Genomic DNA, 21551 nt, shown 5'->3' on the forward strand with positions numbered 1-21551 from the left:
ATGGGCTGCGGGGCGTTGGTCGGGTGGTCGGAACTAATTGCGGCTTGCTTTCTCTATAGAAGGCTGCTGGTTGTGGAAGTGTATCGATAATCCAGATTGCCAAACACCAGCCAGGTGAATCTGGATTTCTACTGTGCAGTGACTCATGCAATGCAGACGGACCCAAGGAAAAATAGAATAAATGCGCAATGAACGTGAGCGCCTGAGTGGTGATGAGATTGATCTGTTTGAGCTGACCGAGGCATTGTGGGGGCAAAAGCTGTTGATTGGTCTTGTGACCGGACTTGTAGCAGCAGGCGCCTTGCTATATGCCTACTTGGCGGAACCTGTATACGAAGTCAAGGTTTTTGTGCAGCCACCCACCTCGAATGATATCGCCCAGTTGAACTATGGGCGGGGTGGGGGTTCTGGCCTGGTCATGTTGACCGTCAAGGATGTTTTTGACGTTTACCTGCGCAACTTGCAGTCGGAGTCATTGCGACGCAAGTTCTTCCGTGAAACCTACTTGCCAGCCTTGCCTGAGGCTCGTCGCCGCGGCTCCCAGGATGAGCAATATGATCGCTATCTGTCGGCGGTCTCCTTGGGGCAGGTATCCAGGGAAGGGGCGGACAGGCATTTCATCAAGGTCGAGGCCTCGGATCCGAAGCGGGCTGTCGATTGGGCGGCTCGCTACGTCGAAATGGCCGGGCGGCTGGGGGAAGATGAAATTGTCGAAAATGTAATGACCGACGCCAAGGTCAAGGCGAAGAATCTCGAGCAGGAGATAAACATCGCGCGGGAAGGTGCGAGAAAGCTGCGCGAGGATCAGCTTGTCCAGCTTACCGAGGCGCTCAGAGTGGCTCGAACGATCGGCTTGGAAAGGCCGCCAATTATTGCGAACAACCTCTCTGGCGAAGTCTCCGCAGGTATGGAGGGATCGCTCATCTACATGCGCGGTAGCAAGGCGTTGGAGGCTGAGATCGACAATTTGCGCAATCGTACCTCTGATGATCCGTTCGTGCGCAATCTTCGCGAGCGTCAGGAATCGTTGGCGTTCTACCAGTCCTTGCAGGTCGCTGGGGAGGCTGTGAAGGTCTACCGGCAGGATGGGGCTGTTGATTTGCCGGATGAGCCGGTAAGACCCAACAGGAAGATCATTGGTATTCTCGGCTTGGTCGCGGGTGGCGTGCTCGGGATTGGTATGGCGGTGCTGCGTGTCCTGTTCATCCGCAGGCGAGCCTTGCACAATTAACGAGCGTCTTTCGTGGCCCGAATGCTCGGGCGGTACGCATGTTGTGCTACGAAGAGCGCCAGGTGGAACTGGTTTCTTCGTAGCACCTTTCTAAGTGCCGGTGTGTGGAGGCGAAAAGAGCGCCATGGATCTGGGCTGCTCTTTTCCGGAGGTGCCTGGTGCGGTGTTTCAGCTGAAACGTGAGCGGAATCTGGCGAGGGGGAGCAGGTCCTCGGACGTGTTGTCGTCGCGGCACTTCAGTACTTTCAGCAGGCCTGTTCCGCAGACGATCACCGGCAGCCCATCCTCGATGAAAATGACTTTTCCGATGTCGCGGTTTTCGATCGTGACGTCTTCTACTTCTTCTGCCGCCAGAATGCGCGCGGGAGTACCGTTGATTCGGCAGAACGCGCCGCGGTACGGGGTGCTGAGTGCATCAATCGTGCGGCGGATGGTTGAAGCGGGCAGTGACCAATCGATCTGATAGTCGTCATCGTCGCGCCAGAGGCTGTAGGTGGCCAGGCTGTGATCTTGTGCACTTGCCGTCGGCTTGTTACCGCTGGCAAGTGTCGAGAGTACGGCCATCCCGCATTCCAGATAACAGGCGTTAATGGCGGTAATTGCTTCTGCTATGGTGATGGGGTATTGGAGTGTAGTTGACGCCTGTTGGATGATATCGCCGCGGTCATACTCGCTGGCACCAAAGAGTGCCGTCACGCCGACTTCTTTCTCTCCGTTGATCAGTGCATTTACCAAGGGGGCAAACCCACGATAGCGTGGTAGCAGCGAATCATGGAAGACAATCAGCTTGTCGGTGGGGTGCTTGATCAGCCAGCGCCATGAAATGGCGATGACATATTCGCTTGTTACCTGGCTGTGGTCTTTCTTGAAAATGAACTCGACGCCGGCGGCTTTGCATGTTTCTGCAATCTGTTCCGAGTAGTCATTTGCCACGGCGCTGTCTTGGCCGATGACAACTAGCGATATTATATCCTTGAATTTCGAGGTGGCCTGTTCGGTGAAGGCAAGGCCCTTCTCGGTCATTGCAAAAATTGTAAGCATTGTGATTCTCGGTGCGGATGGGGTGTTGGGTGCCCTGAGATTGCTCGCCTGTGCGGCTGCGTCGCTGTGCTCATGTGACGGACTCGGTGCCGGGCGCGATACCTGCCTGGGAAGGGTAGCTTTGATTTCTCGACGCCCGCAAGCCCTGTGGCCTCCATTGTTGGGGTGGCTGAAGGGCGAATGCTGCCCGCCGGCGTTGGGCTGGGGTCGCTGTCTGGAGCAGTATTCACAGGGAAAGGTGGGGTGTCCGGAGGGCGTTTCTTGAGGTCCTGCTGGCGAGGTGCATCGGTGATTGGCTCTTGAATTATTGCAGGAAATTGGCAGAATCACCGAGGTTAAAAGCTCTTTCGCATGGGAAAAATCTGAACAATCCGACGTGACCGCCTATGCGGCGTTGAAGTAATGTTCCGTTCAATCGGCTCAGCCAGCCTTTGCCATGAATCTGCCGGGAGTGACAGGTTTCGAATGTGAGGTCAACTGAAGGCGAGCCAGGCGAAAAGGAGATGATGCTGGGGGATCGAATTTTCCAGGCAGGAGGTCGGAGTCGGTCCGTAGGCTTAATGAGATGTTCTGTAACGCGATGAGGCATCAAGCATACAATGCTGCGCGGAGCGGAAGGCTCATTGTGCATGAGTCGTGAAGGCACCCTTGAAGGGGGCTTTGTTGCAAGTACATTGGCGATGTCGCGATCAATTATCTTCGCGGTGTTTAAGCAGGTTGTTGTCAGCTTGGTTTAGTTGTGCGGCACTTACGTATTGTCGCTGAAAAAGCCGCTCTTGAAGGACTAGAAGATGATTCCATTTAACAAGCCACCTCATATCGGGAACGAGGACACTCATGTACTGGCCGCCATGCGCAGCGACAAGATGTCCGGGGATGGTGCTTATGGCCATAAATGCCAACAGTGGTTTGAAGAGCGGTTTTCCTGTCACAAGACCTTGCTGACACCTTCCTGCACGCAAGCGCTGGAAATGGCGGCGCTGCTGCTGGATATCAAGCCGGGTGATGAAGTCATCATGCCCAGCTATACGTTCGTCAGTACGGCGAATGCCTTCGTTTTGCGCGGTGCGACCATCGTGTTCGTCGATGTGCGTCCCGATACGATGAACATTGACGAGACCTTGATCGAGGCGGCTGTCACACCGCGTACTCGGGCGATTGTTCCTGTGCACTATGCCGGTGTGGCTTGTGAGATGGACGTCATCATGGATATCGCCAAGCGCCACAACCTCTATGTGGTCGAGGATGCAGCCCAGGCAATGATGTCGACTTACCATGGTAAAGCCCTGGGGACCATCGGGCACATGGCAGCGTTCAGCTTCCATGAGACAAAAAACTACACCAGTGGCGGTGAAGGTGGGTTGTTGCTTATCAATGATCCTCAGTTCATCGGGCGTGCGGAGGTCATCCGCGAGAAAGGGACCAATCGCAGCCAGTTCTTCCGCGGGATGATCGACAAGTACACCTGGGTAGACGTCGGTAGCAGTTATCTGCCAAGCGAGCTGCAGGCTGCCTATCTCTACGGCCAGCTCGAGAAGGCCGATGAAATCAACCAGACGCGCCTTTCCATTTGGCAGCGTTACTGGGACGCGTTCCAGCCGCTGGTGGGCAAAGGGCTCGTCGAGCTAGGTGTTGTGCCTGAGGGGTGCCGTTTCAATGCCCATATGTTCTTCCTGAAGGTGCGGGATCTTCAGCATCGAACCAGCGTCCTGAGCCGGTTGCGCGAGCTGGGTATCGGCGCGGTGTTCCATTATATTCCGCTGCATTCGGCGCCAGCCGGGAAGTCCCTGGGGCGCTTCCATGGCGTGGACAACCACACCACCCGGGAAAGCGAGCGCCTGCTCCGCCTGCCGCTGTGGATTGCCATGTCTGATGAAGAAGTTCAGCAGGTCATCGATGCTGTTGTGAAATCGATCGATGTCGAATAGCGCCTCTCGCGATGAAGTCGAATCGGTTCGCAAGCGTATAGGGGTGCTCGCCGGCGCGCTATTCACGACAGCGTCCCATCTGTCGAAAATTCTGGTGGGTTTTCTGTTCCTGAAGCTGGTCGCGGTCTACCTGGGGGTGGAAGGGCTGGGTGCGCTCGGTAACTTGATGAGCGCTGTTCTGTTCCTGTCGTTGCTGGCCGGCGGCGGGATCCAGAACGGTGTCATCAAGTACGTCGCCGAGTATCGGCACAAACCGAAGCAGATGCTTCGGTTTCTTGCAGGGGCGCGACTCTATTCGCTGGGACTGTGCACGCTGATTCTGCTGGGGACGATAGTCTTCAGCGGCCCTCTGTCTCATTATTTGCTGGGGGGAGAATACGCCTGGCTGATGGTGGTGCTGGGGGTTGCGCAGTTCGGTTTCGCATTTACCAATATCGTCAATGGCACTGCCAATGGCCTGCATGAAACCCGGGTTTACGCGACCATACAGATCGTGGGTAATCTGCTCACGCTACCCCTGGCGTGGTTGCTGATCCGTCAGTTCGGCCTGGTCGGGGCGGCGCTGTCGATTATCGTATTTTATTTGTCATACAGCCTGCCGGCGTTGTATTTCTTTGCCCGCTCAAGGCTGCGTAGGCATGTGCGCTGGCGTATCGCCTACCGGCCGCAATTTGCAAAGCTCTCGGGTTTCACGCTGATGGCTGCTGTCGGCGCGGTGAGCGTACCGCTTGTAGAAATTGTTGTGCGTAATCTGTTGCTGGAGAATGCGGGGCTGCAAGCGGCCGGGCTCTGGCAGGCATCGCTCAAGCTGTCCAGTGCCTACATGGGGTTCTTCGTGGTCTTTCTCGCGGCGTACTTCATTCCGATCGTTTCGGGCTTGCAGGATCGGCTCAAGGTAGCGGCGGTGGTTCGCAAGTTCATGGTGCTGGCGATATGCCTGTTTGGTGTGGGTGCGATTGGCTTCTACGGACTGCGCAGCTTCTTCATTCCGCTATTGTTGTCAGCCGATTTTGCCGAGCTGGGTGATTTTATCCAGTATCAGTTGCTGGGAGACCTGTTCAGGGTGACTTCCTACGTCATAGGTTTTGTGGTGGTCGCCAAGGCTGCGACCCGGATCTATGTGCTGGGTGAGATAAGTCAAGGGGTCCTGTTCTGTCTGTTCAGTACCCTGGCATTGAAGCAGGGGTGGGGGCTGCAGGGCGTATTCATTGCGCACCTGGCAATGAATATTATTTATTTCGCCTGCTCTGTCATTGGTTTTTATATTTATACGAAAAGGGTGGTTTGATGTTGAGCGCAACCGTGGTTGTCTCCTGCTACAATCAGGAGCGCTATATTGCAGAGTGTCTCGAAAGTATCCTGGGTCAGGAAGTCAATTTTGACCTTGAGGTGATTGTTTCTGATGACTGCTCGACCGATAGTACCCAGCGTATTATTAGGGAATGTGCTGAAAAGCACCCGGGACGCTTGAAGTTGGTTTTGCGTGAGCAAAATGTGGGTGTGTCAAATAATTATTATGCCGTTCATGCCTTGGCGACAGGGGATGTGGTTTTTCACTTTGATGGCGATGACATCATGATGAGTGGGAAGCTCCAGGAACAGTACGATCTTTTTGTCCAGTACCCTGATGTCAACATCGTTTTCCACAAGGCTGTGTACTTTTCTGATGATCGCAGTTATCAGTCAATACCGCCCTATCCCGGAGAGGAGGCGCCTTATCACACCTTCTTTTCGCTGCCGGAGCTGGCCCGCTGGGGTTCGACTTGCGTCCACAGTGCTTATGCCTACCGCCGTTCCGCTCGCAAGGTGACCGCTGCCCAGGAGTCGATGGAGTGGTACTTTGCGATGGACACCATGATTCCTTCCGGGCGCGGTGTGTTCATCAACAAGCCATTGGTCATGTATCGCTGCAATCCGGGTAATGGTTCTTATCTGTCCACCTTGGCGGGGCGTACCAAGGCCTACAGGATTTACTTTAGAGACGTTGCGGATTACTTTGACAGTCACCCGGAATTGCGCACGGATTTGTACGCGAACTTCCTTGTGACTTTCTTGGCGATGGCACGTTCCACACGCAAGGTACTGCCAGAGAACCTGGCGTTCGGTCTGAAGAATATCTTCTATTTTCGACCTCGGAAGTTTATTCAGGCGGTTCAGGTTCGCCGCTTGGTCGGGCCCGAGGAGAAGGTTCGCTGAGCGCAAGCCGCTCGTGTTTCATGCGTGCTCCTGATGTACAAGCGCCGCCCGCTCGGGCGGTGATGCTTCAGTCAGGCCGTAGGCCATGTGCAGGCTGAGGGGGGGAGGTCCAGCATTTTCGGTCTGGGCGTCCAGTCAAGCCTCCAGTGTCTTCAGGTGAACTTGCGGAGCGCGGTGGGATGGTTTGATTTTTCTTTGGCTTGCGTAGGAAATTTCCTGTCTTCGAGGCGCCAGGTTTTCGAGCCTGGTACGCGGGAGGGTGACACTGTACTGTCAACTCTGTGTGGTAGCCAAGGGCGCTGCCTGCTGCTTGTATAAATGGCGTTCGCTGCCATAATGCGAGCCTTTCCTTGCATGCGGGCACGGCCTGCATTTCCACAAAGTGGCACGGATATGCCTTACGCCAAGCCATGGGATGGGTCCTGCCGCAGTATTCCTTCAGCTCTAAGGCAGGTCGATCGTGACTGTTATCAATCGTTTTCCAGTGGTGGGCGCCTCAGGTTTGGATCTCTTCAGCGCAGGGGTCGCATTGTGGCGGGGCAAGCGTCTGATCCTCGGCACGATGGCGGTGACTACGTTGGCTGCATTGGCCTATGGGTACATGGCGACCCCCAGCTATCGGGTCACCAGCGTCCTGCGTCCAGTCGCCCAGTTCGAGCTGGATGCCCTGAATCGGTCCGGTGTCTACAAGCTTCAGCCTGAACAGGCGCTGCAGCGGGTCGCTACTGCACTTGAGTCTTACGACACCCGCTTTGCCTACTTCCAGGCCCATCCAGAACAGTTCAATTCTTTCCAGGTTCCAGGCTTGAGCGTGGAGCAACGCTTCGAGCTCTTCGGTCGCAATGCCTTTCAGGTACGCCGCAGCAGTGCGTCGAATGGCGAGGGAAGCCCCGAGGCGCTCACCCTCGACCTCACCTACCGTGCCGGCGACGACGGGGTTGCCATTATCGACGGCTTGATAGAGCAGGCCACACTGGTCGAGCGCGAGCGAATCGATAGGGATGTCATTACCGTCGTGGCCAACCGGCTCAAGGAGCTGGATACCCGGCTCGAGAAGTCGAGAGTTTCCTACGAGATGCTCAAGGAGGTTCAAATCGCCTCGCTGAGTGAGCGGGATGCGGTAAAACGTGCCCAACTGCTTGATGAGATGCGCGCACGCCGAACCGAGCTGAAAACCCTGCGCGCCAATCGTATCGCGCAGCTGGATGAGGCGTTGCTCATCGCTCGGCGGCTTGGCATCAAGCGTCCGTCGACCCCGGCTTCGATAGCCGGCAGTGCTGGAGTCAACGCAACGAATGTCGTGGTTGCCGACATAACCAGTCGTGACCCCCTGTACTTCCTGGGCTCCGATGCCCTTGAGGCTGAGCGCGCGGCATTGCTCCAGCGCCGCTCCGACGACTTTGCCGACACGCGAATTCCGCAGATTGCCAAGGAGCTGCAGTTGCTTGACCGCAATCGAGAGGTTGAGGCGTTGGAGCAGCGAAAACAGGCAGATTTGTACCTGCAGGATATTGCAAGCATCAAGGCTGAGCGGTTCGCCTTGGAACAAGTGAGCTTGCAGGCCAAGGACCTCAAGTTGGTCAGTGTCGACCAGCGTGCCGTCAATCCGCTTGAACCGGTTTCACCCAGCAAGTGGTTGCTCGGGATCGGTGGGTTGCTTGTAGGCCTGGTGGTAGGCGCGGGTATCGCGCTGGCTCGTCACCTGCTGATCGCTGGTATGCAGGCGAGGAGTGCTGGCACTGAGCCGTTGGCCCCGCAGGCTGTTGCTCGCCGCCGCGATGACCTCATCGAGGTCGACCCGCGCTAAGGGGGCAGGCCGGCGCTTGCTGGTGTAAAGGCAGGTTGCGGGTGGTTGTCCTCTGGCGACTCTGGCAAAGACAGATATGCGGTAGTATGGAGGATCACCTGCTCCTCTGGTGAAGTGCCCGTAGAGGTACAGGCATATTGATATCTAGGTTGGCCGCAGCGGAGTTTGTTCATGCTATCTGCCAGGTCGTTTTCACCAAGTCAGGAACGGCGCCGGCGGCGCCTTTCCAAGCATCTTCCATTAGCGTGGATCATGGCGCATGCCATGAACGTGGCCCGTGACGATTTTCCGGATTGCAAAGGTATGGTCATTCGGGCGGCGGTGATGTGCAGGGCAGAAGGCTGCGGCAAACCGTTCAAAGGATAGTGGGGAAGATCAAAGTGAGTGTGGTAGCTGGATGAGCAACCCAATGACAACAGCTGTAGACATGAGCAGCGCTGGGCAGCAGGAGAGAAAAGGTTCTTTTCTACTTGCTCTGTTGGTACTGACGGTGACCATTGGGTTTCCGCGTGTCTATGGCACCGAGGTACCGATGGCGGTATTGCTCATGCCCTTCTATATGTTGGGCTTTTTCAGGTTGCTGATGAGTAATGGTGGGTTCGCAATTGCCTTCCTGTTGCTTTTTGGTGGCTGGCTGCTCGGGGGGGCGCTGGTGGCATCTGCGGGAGCGCCTGGTGATCTGTTCTTTCACTTTGTGGTGTCCAGCAAGATCTTTCTGAATATATTTTTCGGTTATGTCATTCACCGCGTCTTGACCAAGCGACCGTCTGCGTTGCTGGCCTGGATTTTCCTGCAGTGCGCGTTGGCGATCATATCGATCCTAGACAGGGACGTGTACACCACGCTGCTGGGCTTTATATCACCACGCTCGGCGGAGGTCTTCCAGCATATTTACGGGTTGCGTGCGCTGGGCTTTGGCTTGTTTCATGTGGATGGCGCGCTTACGTTGGTCATCACGGTGTTTTACTATCTGCTCATTTCACAGAAAAGCTTCCTGAAGAGTTTGCTCGTCATCATGATCTTCCCCATCGCGATGGCAATTGCTCGTAGTGCAATTATTCCTTTCGCCATCCTGGGGCTGAGCCGTCGTGGCTTGGGACTGAAGGTTCTACTATTGCTGTCGGTCGTCACGATGGTGGTGCTGAGCTTCTATGTAACGTCTGGGCCCTTGTACCAAGCCACTGAAATCTTCAGGAATATCGTAACCAAGGGTGAGTTGCACAGTGACAGCGTCCAGTCGTTGTCGGAGATGTACATATTCCCTGATCAGCTATCCACCTACCTGTATGGTGATGGCCGCTATTTTTCTGAAGACACTTCTGAGTTGGGGTTCTACAAAGGGACAGATGTCGGCTATCTGCGACTTTTGTATTTTTCCGGTTTTGGTTCTATCGTCGTTTTTATGTTGCTGAATTGCTTTTATCTCGTGCCCGTCCTGTTCGGCGGGCGCTATGAGAAAAGTCGTGATATCAAGGTTTTTGCGTTGGCCCTGTTCTTGATCTTCGTGATCATTAATTTCAAGGGGCTGCAAGTCATGCCGATCTTTGCCGTTTCCCTCTATCTGTTCGCCGGGCAGCAGGAGCGTGACGCCAGACGCCAATCTAGGCTGAACCGCATGCAGGGAGCGGTTGCATGACGTCGAGGGCTGCTGTGGTCGCTGCCAGAAGTTGTGAACTGACCGGCGAGACCTTGTCTGTAATTATCATTCAATCTGAAGGGTAGTGAGTCGTTTGGAAACACAAATGCGGCCGCGTAAGAAAATCTGTTTGGTTGCCACGGTCCCTGTCGTTTTGCATGTCTTCATGCGCGAGCATATCAAGCGTCTTTCCGCGAACTACGATGTGACACTGGTGGTGCCCGGTACGCGCCATGACGTCGAGGCGCTGCTGGGAGAGCATGTCGACTTCATTCCCTATGCCATCGAACGCAAGATCTCCCTCAAGCGTGACGTGATCTCGCTGTACCGGCTTTGGCGAATCCTGATGCAGCGTCGTTACGACTGCGTGCTTTCCCTGATGCCCAAGTCAGGGCTTGTCGCCATGTTGGCGGGGTGGCTGTCGGCGACACGGTGCCGCGTGCACATCTTTACCGGGCAGGTCTGGTTCACCCGGCGTGGGCTGGGGCGTCGCTTCCTGATGTTCCTTGACCGTCTCCTGGCTGGCGCCGCAACGCACCTGCTGACGGACAGTCATTCGCAAAGAGATTTCCTGATCGAGTCAAAGATCGTCGCCAGAGACAAGATCAGGGTGCTTGGCAAAGGCTCCATCAGTGGCGTGGATATCGAGCGCTTCAAGCCGGATCCGCAGCGTGCCGCGCAAATGCGTAGCGAGATGAACATCGCCGAAAACGCCAAGGTTTTCCTGTTTCTTGGTCGGGTCAATACGGCCAAGGGGATTCTGGATCTCGCCCAAGCCTTTGCATCGCTTGGCGAAGGGTATGCCGATGCCCACCTGCTGGTTGTCGGACCTGACGATGAGGGTATCGATGAGTCGCTGGCGGCCATCCTGCAACCTTGCCAGGACCGTTTTCACCGTGTGGGCTTCACCCGTACACCTGAGCACTACATGGCAATGGCCGACGTGTTTTGCATGCCCAGCTACCGGGAAGGTTTTGGCCTGGCGGTGATCGAGGCCGCAGCGGTGGGGGTGCCCAGCATGGTCTCGCGAATCTACGGATTGACCGATGCCGTCGAGGAAGACGTCACCGGGCTGTTCCATGAAGCAGGCGACATTGCGCAGATCCGCGAGGTTCTCACCCGGCTTCATGGCGACTCGGTACTTCGTGATAGGCTCGCGCTCTCTGGTCTGCAGAGGGCTCGCCGGGACTTCTCGCAGGATCTGGTGGTTGGGGAAATGCAGGTGTTCATCAAGGCGATCATGGACCGCCAATGACGCCGCAAGTAGAAAGGACAAGGGGCGATGGTACGATGCGCATAGTGTTAACAGGCGGTTCCGGATTTGTTGGTCAAGGTGTGTTGAAGCGATTGGCGACGATGCCGGTAGAGGTGGTTGCGGCAGTGCGCCAGCAATCAACACCATTGCCCGCCGGGGTTGAGCCACACCTGTTCGATGACCTGGCAAGCGAATCTGCCTGGCCTCAGGCTGAGCGGCCATTTGATGTAGTGATTCATTGTGCCTCCAGGGTGCATGTGATGAACGAGGTCGCCGCCGACCCGCTGGCGGAATTTCGAAAGGTCAATGTCGAGGCAACGCTCGCCTTTGCCCGGCGCGCCGCCCAGGCTGGGGTAAAGCGCTTTGTCTTTATCAGCTCGATCAAGGTCAATGGCGAGGGAACGCCTTTGGGGCGGCCCTACCATGCAGATGATGATGCCTCGCCCTCGGACCCTTACGGGGTGTCCAAGCAGGAAGCGGAAGAGCAGTTGATGAAGCTGGGACGTGACCTGGGCATGGAGATCGTCGTCATCAGGCCTGTGCTGGTTTACGGACCTGGGGTGAAGGCCAACTTCCACAACATGATGCGTTGGCTCGACAAACAGATTCCGTTGCCTTTCGGTGCCATACATAACAAGCGCAGCCTCGTGGCCCTGGACAACCTCGTCGACCTGATCGTGTTGTGTTGCTCGCACCCGGCGGCAGCCAACCAAGTGTTTCTGGTGAGTGACGGCCATGACGTTTCCACCACGGAGCTGCTGCAGAAGATGTCGGTCGCCCTGGGCAAACCGGCCAGGTTGATACCGGTTCCGAGCTCGCTACTGACCCTCGGGGCCAATCTGCTGGGTAAGCGGGCGCTGTCACAACGTCTCTGCGGCTCGCTTCAGGTCGATATCTCCAAGACACGCCAGATGCTCGGTTGGGAGCCGCCGGTGTCACTGGAGGAAGCGCTCGGCATCACTGCAAAACATTTCCTGGAAAACCCCATTCGATGAGTTACTGGATCCTTCCCATTGCTGTTCTGCTGGTTTCTTACTTGCTGACAGGGGCGTTGCGTCGTTATGCAATTGCCCGAAGCATCATCGATGTTCCCAATGCCCGCAGTTCTCACTCCGTTCCCACGCCACGCGGTGGTGGTGTGGCAATCGTGCTGGCGTTCCTCGCGGCATTGCCGGTTGCCTACGGCCTCGATCTCATCTCGACGGGGCTGCTGATCGGTTCTCTGGGTGGCTGCGGCCTGGTGGCGGTAATCGGATTTCTCGACGACCATGGCCATATTGCAGCCCGGTGGCGATTGCTGGGACATTTTTCCGCAGCCTGCTGGGTGTTGTTCTGGCTAGGTAATGCTCCAAAGCTGGTGGTCCTGGGCGCGACACTGGACATCAGCCTGGTTACCTACGTGCTGGCGGCTTTCTACATTGTGTGGATGCTTAATCTCTATAATTTCATGGACGGTATCGATGGCTTGGCTAGCCTTCAGGCGATAACGGTCTGTTTGGGTGCATGCGTCATCTATGTCGCTTGCGGCGCTTCATCAATGGTGTGGGCACCAGCCTTGCTTGCATTGGCCGTGGCTGGTTTTCTGTTCTGGAATTTCCCGCCGGCGCGTATTTTCATGGGCGACGCAGGCAGTGGTTTCCTGGGAATCCAGTTGGCGCTGCTGTCGTTGCATGCCGCGAACGGCGACCCCGTGCTGCTCTGGTCGTGGATCATCCTGATGGGTGTTTTCATTGTCGATGCCACCTTTACCCTGGCTCGTCGGCTGTTGCGTGGCGACAAGGTCTATGAAGCACACCGAAGCCATGCCTACCAGTATGCTTCGCGACAATTTGGCAAGCACCGTCCCGTCACGCTGGCCGTGACGGCCATCAATCTGCTCTGGCTGCTGCCTTGGGCGGCCGTCGTGGCATTGGGGCATGTGGATGCATTGGTTGGCGTGATCTTGGCTTATGCACCGCTCCTCGCGCTTGCGGTCAAGTTCAAGGCGGGGCAAAGGGAAATCGTCGACAAGTCGCCAGCATGAGTGTCCAAAGGGCCCCGGCGGCATTGATCATGCCAGCCACTACAGTTGCGAGTGCGGCTAAGGTTCAGGTAAGAGGAGAATGATTTTGAAAGGGGTTATGGATAGTTTTCGGTCCGCATTGCTAGGGTTGCCTCGGCGATACAAAAGGCTGTTGCAGGTGGCAACTGACGTCGTGCTGGTCTGGGGGAGCTTGTGGCTGGCATTTCTCGTTCGCCTGGGGGTCGAAGAGCTGTCCAATCCGATCAAGGAGCACCTGTGGCTCTTTATCGCCGCCCCGATTGTGGCGATTCCGTTGTTCATCCGCTTCGGCATGTACCGTGCGGTCATGCGATATTTCGGTAACGATGCGCTGATCGCCATTGCCAAGGCCGTCAGCCTTTCGTCGTTGATCCTTGCCCTGGTGGTCTACTGGTACAGCAACCATCAAGCGGTGGTGCCGCGTTCGATCATCTTCAACTACTGGTGGTTGAGCCTGGTGTTCCTGGGCGGTCTGCGCCTTGTGATGCGCCAATATTTCCTCGGCGACTGGTTCGCAGCCGCCAAGCACGTGCCCTTCACCAATCGTGATGACGGTTTGCCGAAGGTTGCGGTTTACGGGGCAGGCGCTGCCGGCAACCAGTTGGTTGCGGCATTGCGCATGGGCCGGTTGATGCGGCCGGTGGCTTTCATTGACGATGATGTAAGTATCAGTGATCGGGTGATCGCCGGGCTGCAAGTCTACAAACCCAAGCATATCCAGAGAATGCTGGACCTGACCGGCGCCGAGGAAATCCTGCTGGCCATTCCTTCGGCGACCCGTGCGCGTCGCCGTGAGATACTTGGCTTCCTCGAAGGTTTCCCTTTGCATGTGCGTAGTGTGCCTGGCTTCATGGACCTGGCCCGTGGTCAGGTCAAGGTCGATGATATCCAGGAGGTCGACATTGCCGATCTGCTTGGACGTGACCCGGTGCCAGCCCAGGACGAGCTGCTGGAGCGCTGTGTTGTCGGCCAGTCCGTTCTGGTAACCGGAGCCGGCGGGTCGATCGGGTCCGAGCTCTGCCGTCAGATACTGAGTCTTCGCCCGAAGAATCTGCTGCTGTTCGAACACAGCGAGTTCAATCTCTACAGCATCCTCAGCGAGCTGGAGCAACGGGTTGCCCGTGAGTCGCTGCCTGTCAGGGTGCTGCCGATCCTGGGCTCCATTCGCAATCCTGACCAGTTGCTTGATGTCATGCGTACCTGGCATATCGATACGGTCTACCATGCCGCTGCCTACAAGCATGTACCCATGGTCGAGCACAATATCGCCGAAGGTGTGTTGAACAACGTATTCGGAACGCTCAACACGGCACAGGCTGCGTTGCAGGCAGGCGTTTCGAACTTCGTATTGATCTCCACCGACAAGGCAGTGCGTCCAACCAATGTCATGGGCAGTACCAAGCGTCTGGCGGAAATGATCCTGCAGGCCTTGAGCCGTGAGTCTGCTCCTGTCCTGTTTGGTCGCAGCAGCAATCTATCCCATGTCAATCGGACAAGATTCACCATGGTCCGATTCGGCAACGTACTGGGTTCCTCGGGTTCGGTGATTCCGCTTTTCCACAAGCAGATCAAGTCGGGTGGTCCGCTGACCGTAACCCATCCGAAGATCACCCGTTATTTCATGACCATTCCCGAGGCCGCGCAGTTGGTTATCCAGGCGGGGTCCATGGGGCTGGGAGGGGATGTGTTCGTGCTGGACATGGGCAAGCCGGTGAAGATCGTCGAGCTGGCGGAGAAGATGATTCACCTTTCTGGCCTCAGTGTTCGCTCGGAGCGAAATCCCAATGGCGACATCGCCGTCGAGTTCACTGGATTGCGGCCCGGCGAGAAACTCTATGAAGAATTACTGATCGGGGACAATGTGGTTTCCACCCGGCATCCGATGATCATGAGTGCCGACGAGGACTTCCTGGATTGGTCCGTGCTCAAGGAACAGTTGATTCGACTGCAAGGCGCCGTCCAGGCGGATGATTACGTTGCGGTTCGTCAACTGTTGCGCGAAATGGTCAGCGGTTATTCCCCGGACAGCGAGATCGTGGACTGGATCCATCTGCAGCGACGCATGGATCCCTGACACCCAGGGGCGACGCACTGCTGGAATGATCTGGAAATAATCTCCCCGGCACCGGCATCTTGATCGGACATCCAGAGCGACTAGGGTTTAGAGGCAGCCAAGGAACGCTGCCTCTGAAATCCTGGACCAAGGAGTCTTTGATCATGCGAAACAATGTACTGACCTATCTGTTGCTACCACTCTTCACTTGCCTGTCATTCACTCTTTCCGCTGCGCCAGCAGCGGCGCCGGCGCCCGCTGTCGAACAGGTCGAACCGCGAGCTGCCGCGTCATCGGTAGCAGCGGAAAAGGTTGATCTCAACCAGGCCGATGCATCGACCCTGCAGAGCGAGCTCAATGGCATCGGCAAGGCAAAGGCCGAGGCTATCGTGGCCTATCGCGAGGCGCACGGCCCTTTCCAATCGGTCGACGAGCTATTGGAGATCAAGGGTATCGGCAATGCGCTGCTGGAACGCAACCGTGAAAAGCTGAGGGTGGATTAACCTCGGCTAGCCGGCCGATCCTGCATCGGTCGGCTTTCTACCGCCTGTCAGCGGTCTGCCGCATCCTTCGCATCCGCCTCGGCGTTGCGCTCATGCACCTTTTTCAACTGCTCCTCGGTCAGCGGCAACTTCTTCGCCGTATCCCGCAGCAGCATCAACCCGCCGACAATCGACCCGAGAGCAACAAGCAGTATCAACCAGGCATACCAAGGCATCGAGATTCTCCTGAAAGCGTATAGGGCACCGCTTACATGGCATTCGAGCCATTGCCGCAGCCGTTGGTTCAATTATAGGAGCCGCCCCCGCCCGGGCCAAATCTCATGACCCGCGGCCCCCAAACCCCGCGCCACTTCGTTTACAATGCGCGCCGTTTACGACTTGCCAAGAGACCCTGCCCATGTCCGCCTGCCAGACGCCCCTGATCGTCGCCCTGGATTTCCCCACCCGTGACGCCGCCCTGAAGCTGGCCGACCAGCTCGACCCCGCCCTGTGCCGGGTCAAGGTGGGCAAGGAACTGTTTACCAGCAGCGCCTCAGGGATAGTCGAAACCCTGTGCGGCAAGGGCTTCGAAGTGTTCCTCGACCTCAAGTTCCACGATATCCCCAACACCACCGCCATGGCGGTCAAGGCCGCGGCCGAGATGGGTGTGTGGATGGTCAACGTGCACTGCTCCGGTGGCCTGCGCATGATGTCGGCCTGCCGTGAGGAGCTGGACAAGCGCAGCGGCCCGCAGCCGCTGCTGATCGGCGTGACCGTGCTGACCAGCATGGAGCGCGAGGACCTGGCCGGCATCGGCCTGGATGTCGATCCGCAGGAGCAGGTGCTGCGCCTGGCGGCGCTGGCGCAAAAAGCCGGCATGGACGGCCTGGTGTGCTCGGCACTGGAAGCGCCGGCACTGAAGGCGGCGCACCCGTCGCTGCAGCTGGTGACCCCGGGTATTCGCCCGGCGGGCAGTGCCCAGGATGACCAGCGCCGGATTCTGACGCCGCGTCAGGCACTGGACGCCGGTTCCGATTACCTGGTGATCGGGCGTCCGATCAGCCAGGCGGCAGATCCGGCCAAGGCACTGGCTGCCGTGGTGGCTGAAATCCGCGGTTGAATCAGGGATCGTGGAAGCGGGCTTGCCCCGCGATGGCGCAAGTCCAGGCAATCGCCATCGCGGGGCAAGCCCGCTCCCACAAAGCGCTTGGCTGCTGATCTCAGACCTTCAGCACCAACTTACCGAAATTCTCCCCGCTGAACAGCTTGAGCAGCGTCTCGGGGAAGGTCTCCAGGCCTTCCACCACATCCTCCTTGCTCTTCACCTTGCCGCTGGCCAGCCAGCCGGCCATTTCCTGCGCGGCCTTGCCGTACTCCTTGACGTAGTCCATCACCACGAAGCCTTCCATGCGCGCACGGTTGACCAGCAGCGACAGGTAGTTGGCCGGGCCCTTGACCGCTTCCTTGTTGTTGTACTGGCTGATGGCGCCGCAGATCACCACCCGGGCCTTGAAGTTCAGGCGCGACAGCACGGCATCGAGGATATCGCCGCCGACGTTGTCGAAGTACACATCCACGCCATTGGGACACTCACGCTTGAGGCCGGCCAGTACGTCTTCGGTTTTGTAGTCGATGACCCCGTCGAAGCCCAGTTCATCCAGCAGGTACTGGCACTTCTGCGCGCCCCCGGCGATGCCCACCACGCGGCAGCCCTTGAGCTTGGCGATCTGCCCGGCAATGCTGCCGACCGCGCCGGCGGCGCCGGAGATCACCACGGTTTCGCCGGCCTTGGGTTGGCCGACATCGAGCAGGGCGAAGTAGGCGGTCATGCCGGTCATGCCCAGGGCGGACAGGTAGCGGGGCAGGGGCGCCAGGCGCGGGTCGATCCGGTGCAGGCCCTGGGGTTCGCCGGTGAAGTAGTCCTGTACGCCAAGGGCACCGCTGACATGGTCGCCGGGCTTGTAGTCCGGGTGATTGGAGCTGACCACCTCGCCGACGCCGAGGGCGCGCATGACCTGGCCCAGGCCCACGGGTGGGATATACGACTTGCCTTCGTTCATCCAGCCGCGCATGGCCGGATCCAGCGACAGGTAGAGGTTCTTCACCTGCACCTGGCCTTCCCCCGGCTCGCTGGCGGGCACCTGCTCGTAGGTGAAGTCGTCACGGCGCACGGCGCCGACCGGGCGGCGGGTCAGCAGGAAGCGGCGGTTGGTGTGGGGCATGGCGAGTTCTCCTGAACGAGTGTGAGGGGCTGATGATCGGCGGGTTGAATGGGCCGCGTCACGCAAGATCACCGCGAACGATAGTAGTCCAACCGTGCCCTTGATGATGCTGCCCAGCCCGGCGGTGCCCTGACTAGACTCAGCCACGACTTCCCATCCTTTTGCAGGAGCCAGTGATGAGCATGACTTTCTCCGGCCAGGTTGCCCTGGTCACCGGTGGCGCGGCGGGTATCGGCCGGGCGACGGCCCAGGCATTCGCCGCCGAGGGGCTCAAGGTGGTGGTGGCCGACCGTGACGCGAGCGGGGGCGAAGCCACCGTGGCGCTGATCCGCCAGGCTGGCGGCGAGGCGCTGTTCGTCGCCTGCGACGTTACCCGTGACAGTGACGTGCGTCAGCTGCACGAGCAGGTCATCACGGCCTATGGCCGGCTCGACTATGCCTTCAACAACGCCGGTATAGAGATCGAGAAGGGACGCCTGGCGGAGGGCAGCGAGGCGGAGTTCGACGCGATCATGGGGGTCAACGTCAAGGGTGTGTGGCTGTGCATGAAGTACCAACTGCCCCTGCTGTTGGCCCAGGGCCGCGGCGCCATCGTCAACACCGCCTCGGTAGCCGGCCTGTCGGCGGCGCCAAAGATGAGCATCTATGCGGCGTCCAAGCATGCGGTGATCGGCCTGACCAAGTCGGCGGCCATCGAGTATGCGAAGAAGGGCATCCGGGTCAACGCGGTGTGCCCGGCGGTGATCGACACCGACATGTTCCGCCGCGCCTACGAGGCCGATCCGCGCAAGGCCGAGTTCGCCGCAGCGATGCATCCGGTCGGGCGCATTGGCAAGGTCGAGGAGATCGCCAGTGCGGTGCTGTACCTGTGCAGCGATGGCGCGGCGTTCACGACGGGGCACAGCCTGACTGTCGATGGCGGCGCCTTGGCGATCTGACCGACTAATTCGACCCCTGTGGGAGCGGGTTTACCCGCGAAGAGGCCCGCGAGGTTTTCCACAGGCCCAATGCCACGGCGGCACAGCCCACCAGCAGGACGCCGCCGAACACTTCCAGCGCCATGCGCGATCCCAGCCGATCGCTGAGCAATCCGGTAAAGATCACCGGCAGGCTGAACCCCAGGTAGGCGAGCAGGAAGAACCCGGCACTGGCCCGGGGCTTCTCGCTCCCGGCCAGCTCGTTCACCGCCGCCAATCCGCCCAGGTAGATAAAGCCATAGCAGGCGCTGCTCGCAGCCACGGCGCCCAGCAGCATACCCAGCAGATTGCCGCTGTCAGCCCCCCAGGCCAGCAGCGCGTAGCTGCACGGCAGGATCAGCAGCCCCAGCAAGGTAGCCTGGGCACTGGCCAGGCGCCGGGCCAGCGGCTGGAACAGCAAGCCGCAACTGATCACACAGAAGGTCGAGAACCCCGACCAGGCGCTCAGCCCGTGCTGACGCAGGATCCTCGGCAGCAGGGCGATCACCAGCCCGACACAGGCCCAGGCCAGGAGGATCGCCAGGCCATAAGCCAGGCTGCCGGCGGGGTAGCAGGGCAGGCGCAGCATGGCGCTGCGCTGCGCCGGGCGAGGGTCGGGCAGGCGCCAGACCAGCAGCAGGGCGACGGCGGCCAATGCCAGTTGCAGGTGGAAGCTGCCGGGGGTGAGGGTCGGCCCGCTTAGCAGGAACAGGCTGGTCAGCGCCGCGCCCAGGCCGAAGCCGAGCGACGTGCTGGCGGTGACCCAGGTGGCGGCGCGGCCACTGGCGTCAGGCGCCATCAGCTCGCTCATGTAGGCGGTGGCGGTGGCCGAGGCGAGGCCTGTGCCCAGCCCCAGGAACAGGCGCGCCAGGCCCAGCATCTGCAGGCTCGGCGCCAGCAGCATGAGCAGCGTCGCGACCATCGACAGGGCCAGCGCGACCAGGATCAGCGGGCGCCGGCCCACCCGATCGGCCAGGCCGCCGAGGGCCAGCAGCACCGGCAGTACGCCGAGCACATAGCCGGAGAAGGCCACGGCGGTTGCCGCCGCGCCTTGCCCGGACAGGTCGGCGTAGGTGATGTATAGCGGGGCCTGCAGGTTCACCGCCAGGGTGATCAGGCACAGGGCGAAAGCCAGCAGGGCTGGGGCGTGACAAGTGGGCATCGGGGCGGATCCGCAAGGCAGTGGCTGTGGTTGGCAGCATCGGCCTTTGCACAGGTGCTCGCCAAGGCACACTCACGGGGCATTTATGCTTAACTGTTTGCCTGAAAGCAGCGAACACTTGCCATGCATTTTCATCTTGATCGTGACCTTCCCACCCCCTTGGTCCAGCAGCTGACCGAGCACCTGCAGGCCTGGATCGAACAGCAGCGCCTGCGCCCCGGCGCGCGCCTGCCGTCGATCCGCGCGCTGGCCAAGGCGCAGTCGGTAAGCGCCTCGTGCGTGATCGAGGCCTACGACCGCCTGGCGGCCAACGGCTGGCTGGAGGCGCGACATGGCGCGGGCTTCTTCGTCGCCGAGCGCAAGCCGGGCTTGCGGCCCGACCCCGGCGAGCCCTGGGGCGAGGCAATCGACGGCAGTTGGCGGCAGTTTCGCGAAGGGCATGAACAATTGCTCAAGCTCGGCTGCGGCTGGCTACCGGTGGCCTGGCGCGCCGAAGCCGAGCTGGCCCAGGCCATCCGCCAGGTCAGCCGCGGCGCGCCCGAGGCGCTGTTCGACTACTGCCCGCCCCAGGGCCTGGCCAGCCTGCGCCTGCAACTGCACAAGGGGCTGGCGCGGCTGGATATTGCCGCCGAGCCGGAGCGGATCCTCACCACCCAGGGCGCCAGCCATGCCCTCGACCTGCTGGTGCGGACCTTGCTGAAACCGGGCGACACGGTGCTGGTGGAGCGCCCCGGCTACTACAACCTGTACAACTTGTTGCGCGTGCACGGTGTACACATGCTCGAGGTGCCGCGCACCGCCATTGGCCCGGACCTGGTGGTGCTCGAGCAGTTGCTGGCCGCGCACCAGCCCCGTTGCCTGTTCATCAACAGCCTGTACCAGAACCCGACCGGTACCTGCCTGACGCCCAAGGTCGCCTACCGCCTGCTGGAGCTGGCCCGCGAGCATGACCTGCGGATCGTCGAGGATGACCTGTACGCGGACTTCCAGGACGGCCCGGCCACGCGCCTGGCGACCCTCGACAGCGAGCAGCGGGTAATCTACCTGGGCAGTTTCTCCAAGACCCTCAGCAGTTCGTTGCGGGTCGGCTATCTGGTGGCCGACCCACCGTTGATCGCCCGCCTGGCCGAACTGAAGATGGTGGCCGGCATTGGCACTTCGCGCTTCGCCGAGCAGGTGGTCGGGCAGATGCTCGCCAATGGCGGCTACCGCAAGAGCGTGCAGCGCTTGCGGCTGCGCCTGGGGCAGCACCGGGCCAGGACGCTGGGGCAACTGGAGGCCTGTGGCTGGGAGGTGTTCTGTGAGCCGGTCGGCGGTATGTTCGTCTGGGCCCGGGTGCCCGGGCGCGACTTTGCCGAGCTGGAGCGATTGGCGCTGGAGCATGCGGTGTTGCTCACCCCGGGCAGCGCTTTCGATCCGCAGGGGCGGGCCAGTGACTGGCTACGGATCAATGTCGCCTATGGGCAGGATTCCCGGGCCCAGGCGTTCTTCCGGCATGCAGGGCGACCTTTGGCGGTCTGAAAGCGACACGCTCATAGCTA

Annotated in this window: 18 protein-coding genes; 14 read left to right on the forward strand and 4 right to left on the reverse strand. The window is 59.3% G+C overall.

Annotated features, from left to right (window positions below; translation table 11 throughout):
• The first annotated feature begins 181 nt into the window (after nucleotides 1-181).
• The gene (locus POF53_RS03120) at nucleotides 182-1231 is read left to right on the forward strand and encodes an LPS O-antigen chain length determinant protein WzzB (RefSeq protein ID WP_254463854.1); all 1050 of its coding nucleotides are present in this window, start codon (nucleotides 182-184) and stop codon (nucleotides 1229-1231) included.
• Nucleotides 1232-1399: 168 nt separating this feature from the next.
• On the opposite strand, the gene POF53_RS03125 is transcribed toward POF53_RS03120, so the two are convergent.
• Complete coding sequence (locus POF53_RS03125) at nucleotides 1400-2272, reverse strand: methionyl-tRNA formyltransferase (protein WP_232856431.1); 873 nt, start codon at nucleotides 2270-2272, stop codon at nucleotides 1400-1402.
• Between the two features lie 791 nt (nucleotides 2273-3063).
• Between POF53_RS03125 and rffA the strand changes: the two genes are divergently transcribed.
• From rffA to POF53_RS03175, 10 genes are all read left to right on the forward strand, one after another.
• Entirely contained in the window at nucleotides 3064-4200 is a 1137-nt protein-coding gene (rffA, locus tag POF53_RS03130; RefSeq protein ID WP_234562419.1) for a dTDP-4-amino-4,6-dideoxygalactose transaminase, read from the forward strand.
• Complete coding sequence (locus tag POF53_RS03135; RefSeq protein ID WP_498966325.1) at nucleotides 4190-5488, forward strand: O-antigen translocase; 1299 nt, start codon at nucleotides 4190-4192, stop codon at nucleotides 5486-5488. The genes rffA and POF53_RS03135 overlap by 11 nt, the downstream gene beginning before the upstream one ends.
• The gene (locus POF53_RS03140) at nucleotides 5488-6396 is read left to right on the forward strand and encodes a glycosyltransferase (protein ID WP_232856428.1); all 909 of its coding nucleotides are present in this window, start codon (nucleotides 5488-5490) and stop codon (nucleotides 6394-6396) included. Before POF53_RS03135 ends, POF53_RS03140 begins: the two co-directional genes overlap by 1 nt.
• Before the next feature lie 460 nt (nucleotides 6397-6856).
• Nucleotides 6857-8203, forward strand: a complete 1347-nt coding sequence (locus tag POF53_RS03145; protein WP_498966327.1) for a Wzz/FepE/Etk N-terminal domain-containing protein — start codon at nucleotides 6857-6859, stop codon at nucleotides 8201-8203.
• A gap of 397 nt (nucleotides 8204-8600) precedes the next feature.
• A complete protein-coding gene (locus POF53_RS03150; protein WP_498966329.1) occupies nucleotides 8601-9839 on the forward strand; it encodes a hypothetical protein in 1239 nt (412 codons plus the stop codon).
• 106 nt (nucleotides 9840-9945) lie between these two features.
• Complete coding sequence (locus tag POF53_RS03155) at nucleotides 9946-11094, forward strand: glycosyltransferase (protein WP_498966332.1); 1149 nt, start codon at nucleotides 9946-9948, stop codon at nucleotides 11092-11094.
• Entirely contained in the window at nucleotides 11091-12089 is a 999-nt protein-coding gene (locus POF53_RS03160) for a UDP-glucose 4-epimerase family protein (protein WP_232856424.1), read from the forward strand. The genes POF53_RS03155 and POF53_RS03160 overlap by 4 nt, the downstream gene beginning before the upstream one ends.
• The gene (locus POF53_RS03165) at nucleotides 12086-13117 is read left to right on the forward strand and encodes an MraY family glycosyltransferase (protein ID WP_232856423.1); all 1032 of its coding nucleotides are present in this window, start codon (nucleotides 12086-12088) and stop codon (nucleotides 13115-13117) included. Before POF53_RS03160 ends, POF53_RS03165 begins: the two co-directional genes overlap by 4 nt.
• A 157-nt stretch (nucleotides 13118-13274) precedes the next feature.
• Entirely contained in the window at nucleotides 13275-15209 is a 1935-nt protein-coding gene (locus POF53_RS03170; RefSeq protein ID WP_498966334.1) for a polysaccharide biosynthesis protein, read from the forward strand.
• Nucleotides 15210-15352: 143 nt separating this feature from the next.
• Nucleotides 15353-15691, forward strand: coding sequence for a ComEA family DNA-binding protein (locus POF53_RS03175; protein WP_232856421.1), 339 nt, complete (start codon nucleotides 15353-15355; stop codon nucleotides 15689-15691).
• Nucleotides 15692-15738: 47 nt separating this feature from the next.
• On the opposite strand, the gene POF53_RS03180 is transcribed toward POF53_RS03175, so the two are convergent.
• Complete coding sequence (locus POF53_RS03180) at nucleotides 15739-15906, reverse strand: DUF2897 family protein (protein ID WP_082337674.1); 168 nt, start codon at nucleotides 15904-15906, stop codon at nucleotides 15739-15741.
• A gap of 182 nt (nucleotides 15907-16088) precedes the next feature.
• Here POF53_RS03180 and pyrF point away from each other — a divergent pair, with 182 nt between their 5' ends.
• Nucleotides 16089-16790 carry an orotidine-5'-phosphate decarboxylase gene (gene pyrF / locus POF53_RS03185; protein WP_232856420.1) on the forward strand — a complete coding sequence of 234 codons (702 nt, stop codon included), beginning with the start codon at nucleotides 16089-16091 and terminating at the stop codon, nucleotides 16788-16790.
• A gap of 100 nt (nucleotides 16791-16890) precedes the next feature.
• On the opposite strand, the gene POF53_RS03190 is transcribed toward pyrF, so the two are convergent.
• Nucleotides 16891-17892 carry an NADP-dependent oxidoreductase gene (locus POF53_RS03190; RefSeq protein WP_498966338.1) on the reverse strand — a complete coding sequence of 334 codons (1002 nt, stop codon included), beginning with the start codon at nucleotides 17890-17892 and terminating at the stop codon, nucleotides 16891-16893.
• A gap of 176 nt (nucleotides 17893-18068) precedes the next feature.
• On the opposite strand from POF53_RS03190, the gene POF53_RS03195 reads away from it, so the two are divergent.
• A complete protein-coding gene (locus POF53_RS03195; protein ID WP_498966340.1) occupies nucleotides 18069-18830 on the forward strand; it encodes an SDR family oxidoreductase in 762 nt (253 codons plus the stop codon).
• A gap of 4 nt (nucleotides 18831-18834) precedes the next feature.
• On the opposite strand, the gene POF53_RS03200 is transcribed toward POF53_RS03195, so the two are convergent.
• The gene (locus tag POF53_RS03200) at nucleotides 18835-20010 is read right to left on the reverse strand and encodes an MFS transporter (RefSeq protein WP_498966342.1); all 1176 of its coding nucleotides are present in this window, start codon (nucleotides 20008-20010) and stop codon (nucleotides 18835-18837) included.
• Nucleotides 20011-20133: 123 nt separating this feature from the next.
• On the opposite strand from POF53_RS03200, the gene POF53_RS03205 reads away from it, so the two are divergent.
• Nucleotides 20134-21531, forward strand: coding sequence for an aminotransferase-like domain-containing protein (locus POF53_RS03205; protein WP_254463852.1), 1398 nt, complete (start codon nucleotides 20134-20136; stop codon nucleotides 21529-21531).
• Nucleotides 21532-21551 lie beyond the last annotated feature (20 nt).

This window comes from Mitsuaria sp. RG, from assembly GCF_028369275.1.
Classification (GTDB): domain Bacteria; phylum Pseudomonadota; class Gammaproteobacteria; order Pseudomonadales; family Pseudomonadaceae; genus Aquipseudomonas; species Aquipseudomonas peradeniyensis.

What these genes read in the sequence shown, in the direction of transcription:
- POF53_RS03200 (WP_498966342.1), bottom strand. Translation starts at nt 20,010, where the DNA reads ATGCCCACTTGTCACGCCCCAGCCCTGCTGGCTTTCGCCCTGTGCCTG.
- POF53_RS03155 (WP_498966332.1), top strand. Translation starts at nt 9,946, where the DNA reads ATGCGGCCGCGTAAGAAAATCTGTTTGGTTGCCACGGTCCCTGTCGTT.
- POF53_RS03135 (WP_498966325.1), top strand. Translation starts at nt 4,190, where the DNA reads ATGTCGAATAGCGCCTCTCGCGATGAAGTCGAATCGGTTCGCAAGCGT.
- POF53_RS03180 (WP_082337674.1), bottom strand. Translation starts at nt 15,906, where the DNA reads ATGCCTTGGTATGCCTGGTTGATACTGCTTGTTGCTCTCGGGTCGATT.
- POF53_RS03125 (WP_232856431.1), bottom strand. Translation starts at nt 2,272, where the DNA reads ATGCTTACAATTTTTGCAATGACCGAGAAGGGCCTTGCCTTCACCGAA.
- POF53_RS03150 (WP_498966329.1), top strand. Translation starts at nt 8,601, where the DNA reads ATGAGCAACCCAATGACAACAGCTGTAGACATGAGCAGCGCTGGGCAG.
- POF53_RS03190 (WP_498966338.1), bottom strand. Translation starts at nt 17,892, where the DNA reads ATGCCCCACACCAACCGCCGCTTCCTGCTGACCCGCCGCCCGGTCGGC.
- POF53_RS03160 (WP_232856424.1), top strand. Translation starts at nt 11,091, where the DNA reads ATGACGCCGCAAGTAGAAAGGACAAGGGGCGATGGTACGATGCGCATA.
- POF53_RS03140 (WP_232856428.1), top strand. Translation starts at nt 5,488, where the DNA reads ATGTTGAGCGCAACCGTGGTTGTCTCCTGCTACAATCAGGAGCGCTAT.
- POF53_RS03175 (WP_232856421.1), top strand. Translation starts at nt 15,353, where the DNA reads ATGCGAAACAATGTACTGACCTATCTGTTGCTACCACTCTTCACTTGC.
- POF53_RS03195 (WP_498966340.1), top strand. Translation starts at nt 18,069, where the DNA reads ATGAGCATGACTTTCTCCGGCCAGGTTGCCCTGGTCACCGGTGGCGCG.
- pyrF (WP_232856420.1), top strand. Translation starts at nt 16,089, where the DNA reads ATGTCCGCCTGCCAGACGCCCCTGATCGTCGCCCTGGATTTCCCCACC.
- rffA (WP_234562419.1), top strand. Translation starts at nt 3,064, where the DNA reads ATGATTCCATTTAACAAGCCACCTCATATCGGGAACGAGGACACTCAT.
- POF53_RS03165 (WP_232856423.1), top strand. Translation starts at nt 12,086, where the DNA reads ATGAGTTACTGGATCCTTCCCATTGCTGTTCTGCTGGTTTCTTACTTG.
- POF53_RS03205 (WP_254463852.1), top strand. Translation starts at nt 20,134, where the DNA reads ATGCATTTTCATCTTGATCGTGACCTTCCCACCCCCTTGGTCCAGCAG.
- POF53_RS03120 (WP_254463854.1), top strand. Translation starts at nt 182, where the DNA reads ATGCGCAATGAACGTGAGCGCCTGAGTGGTGATGAGATTGATCTGTTT.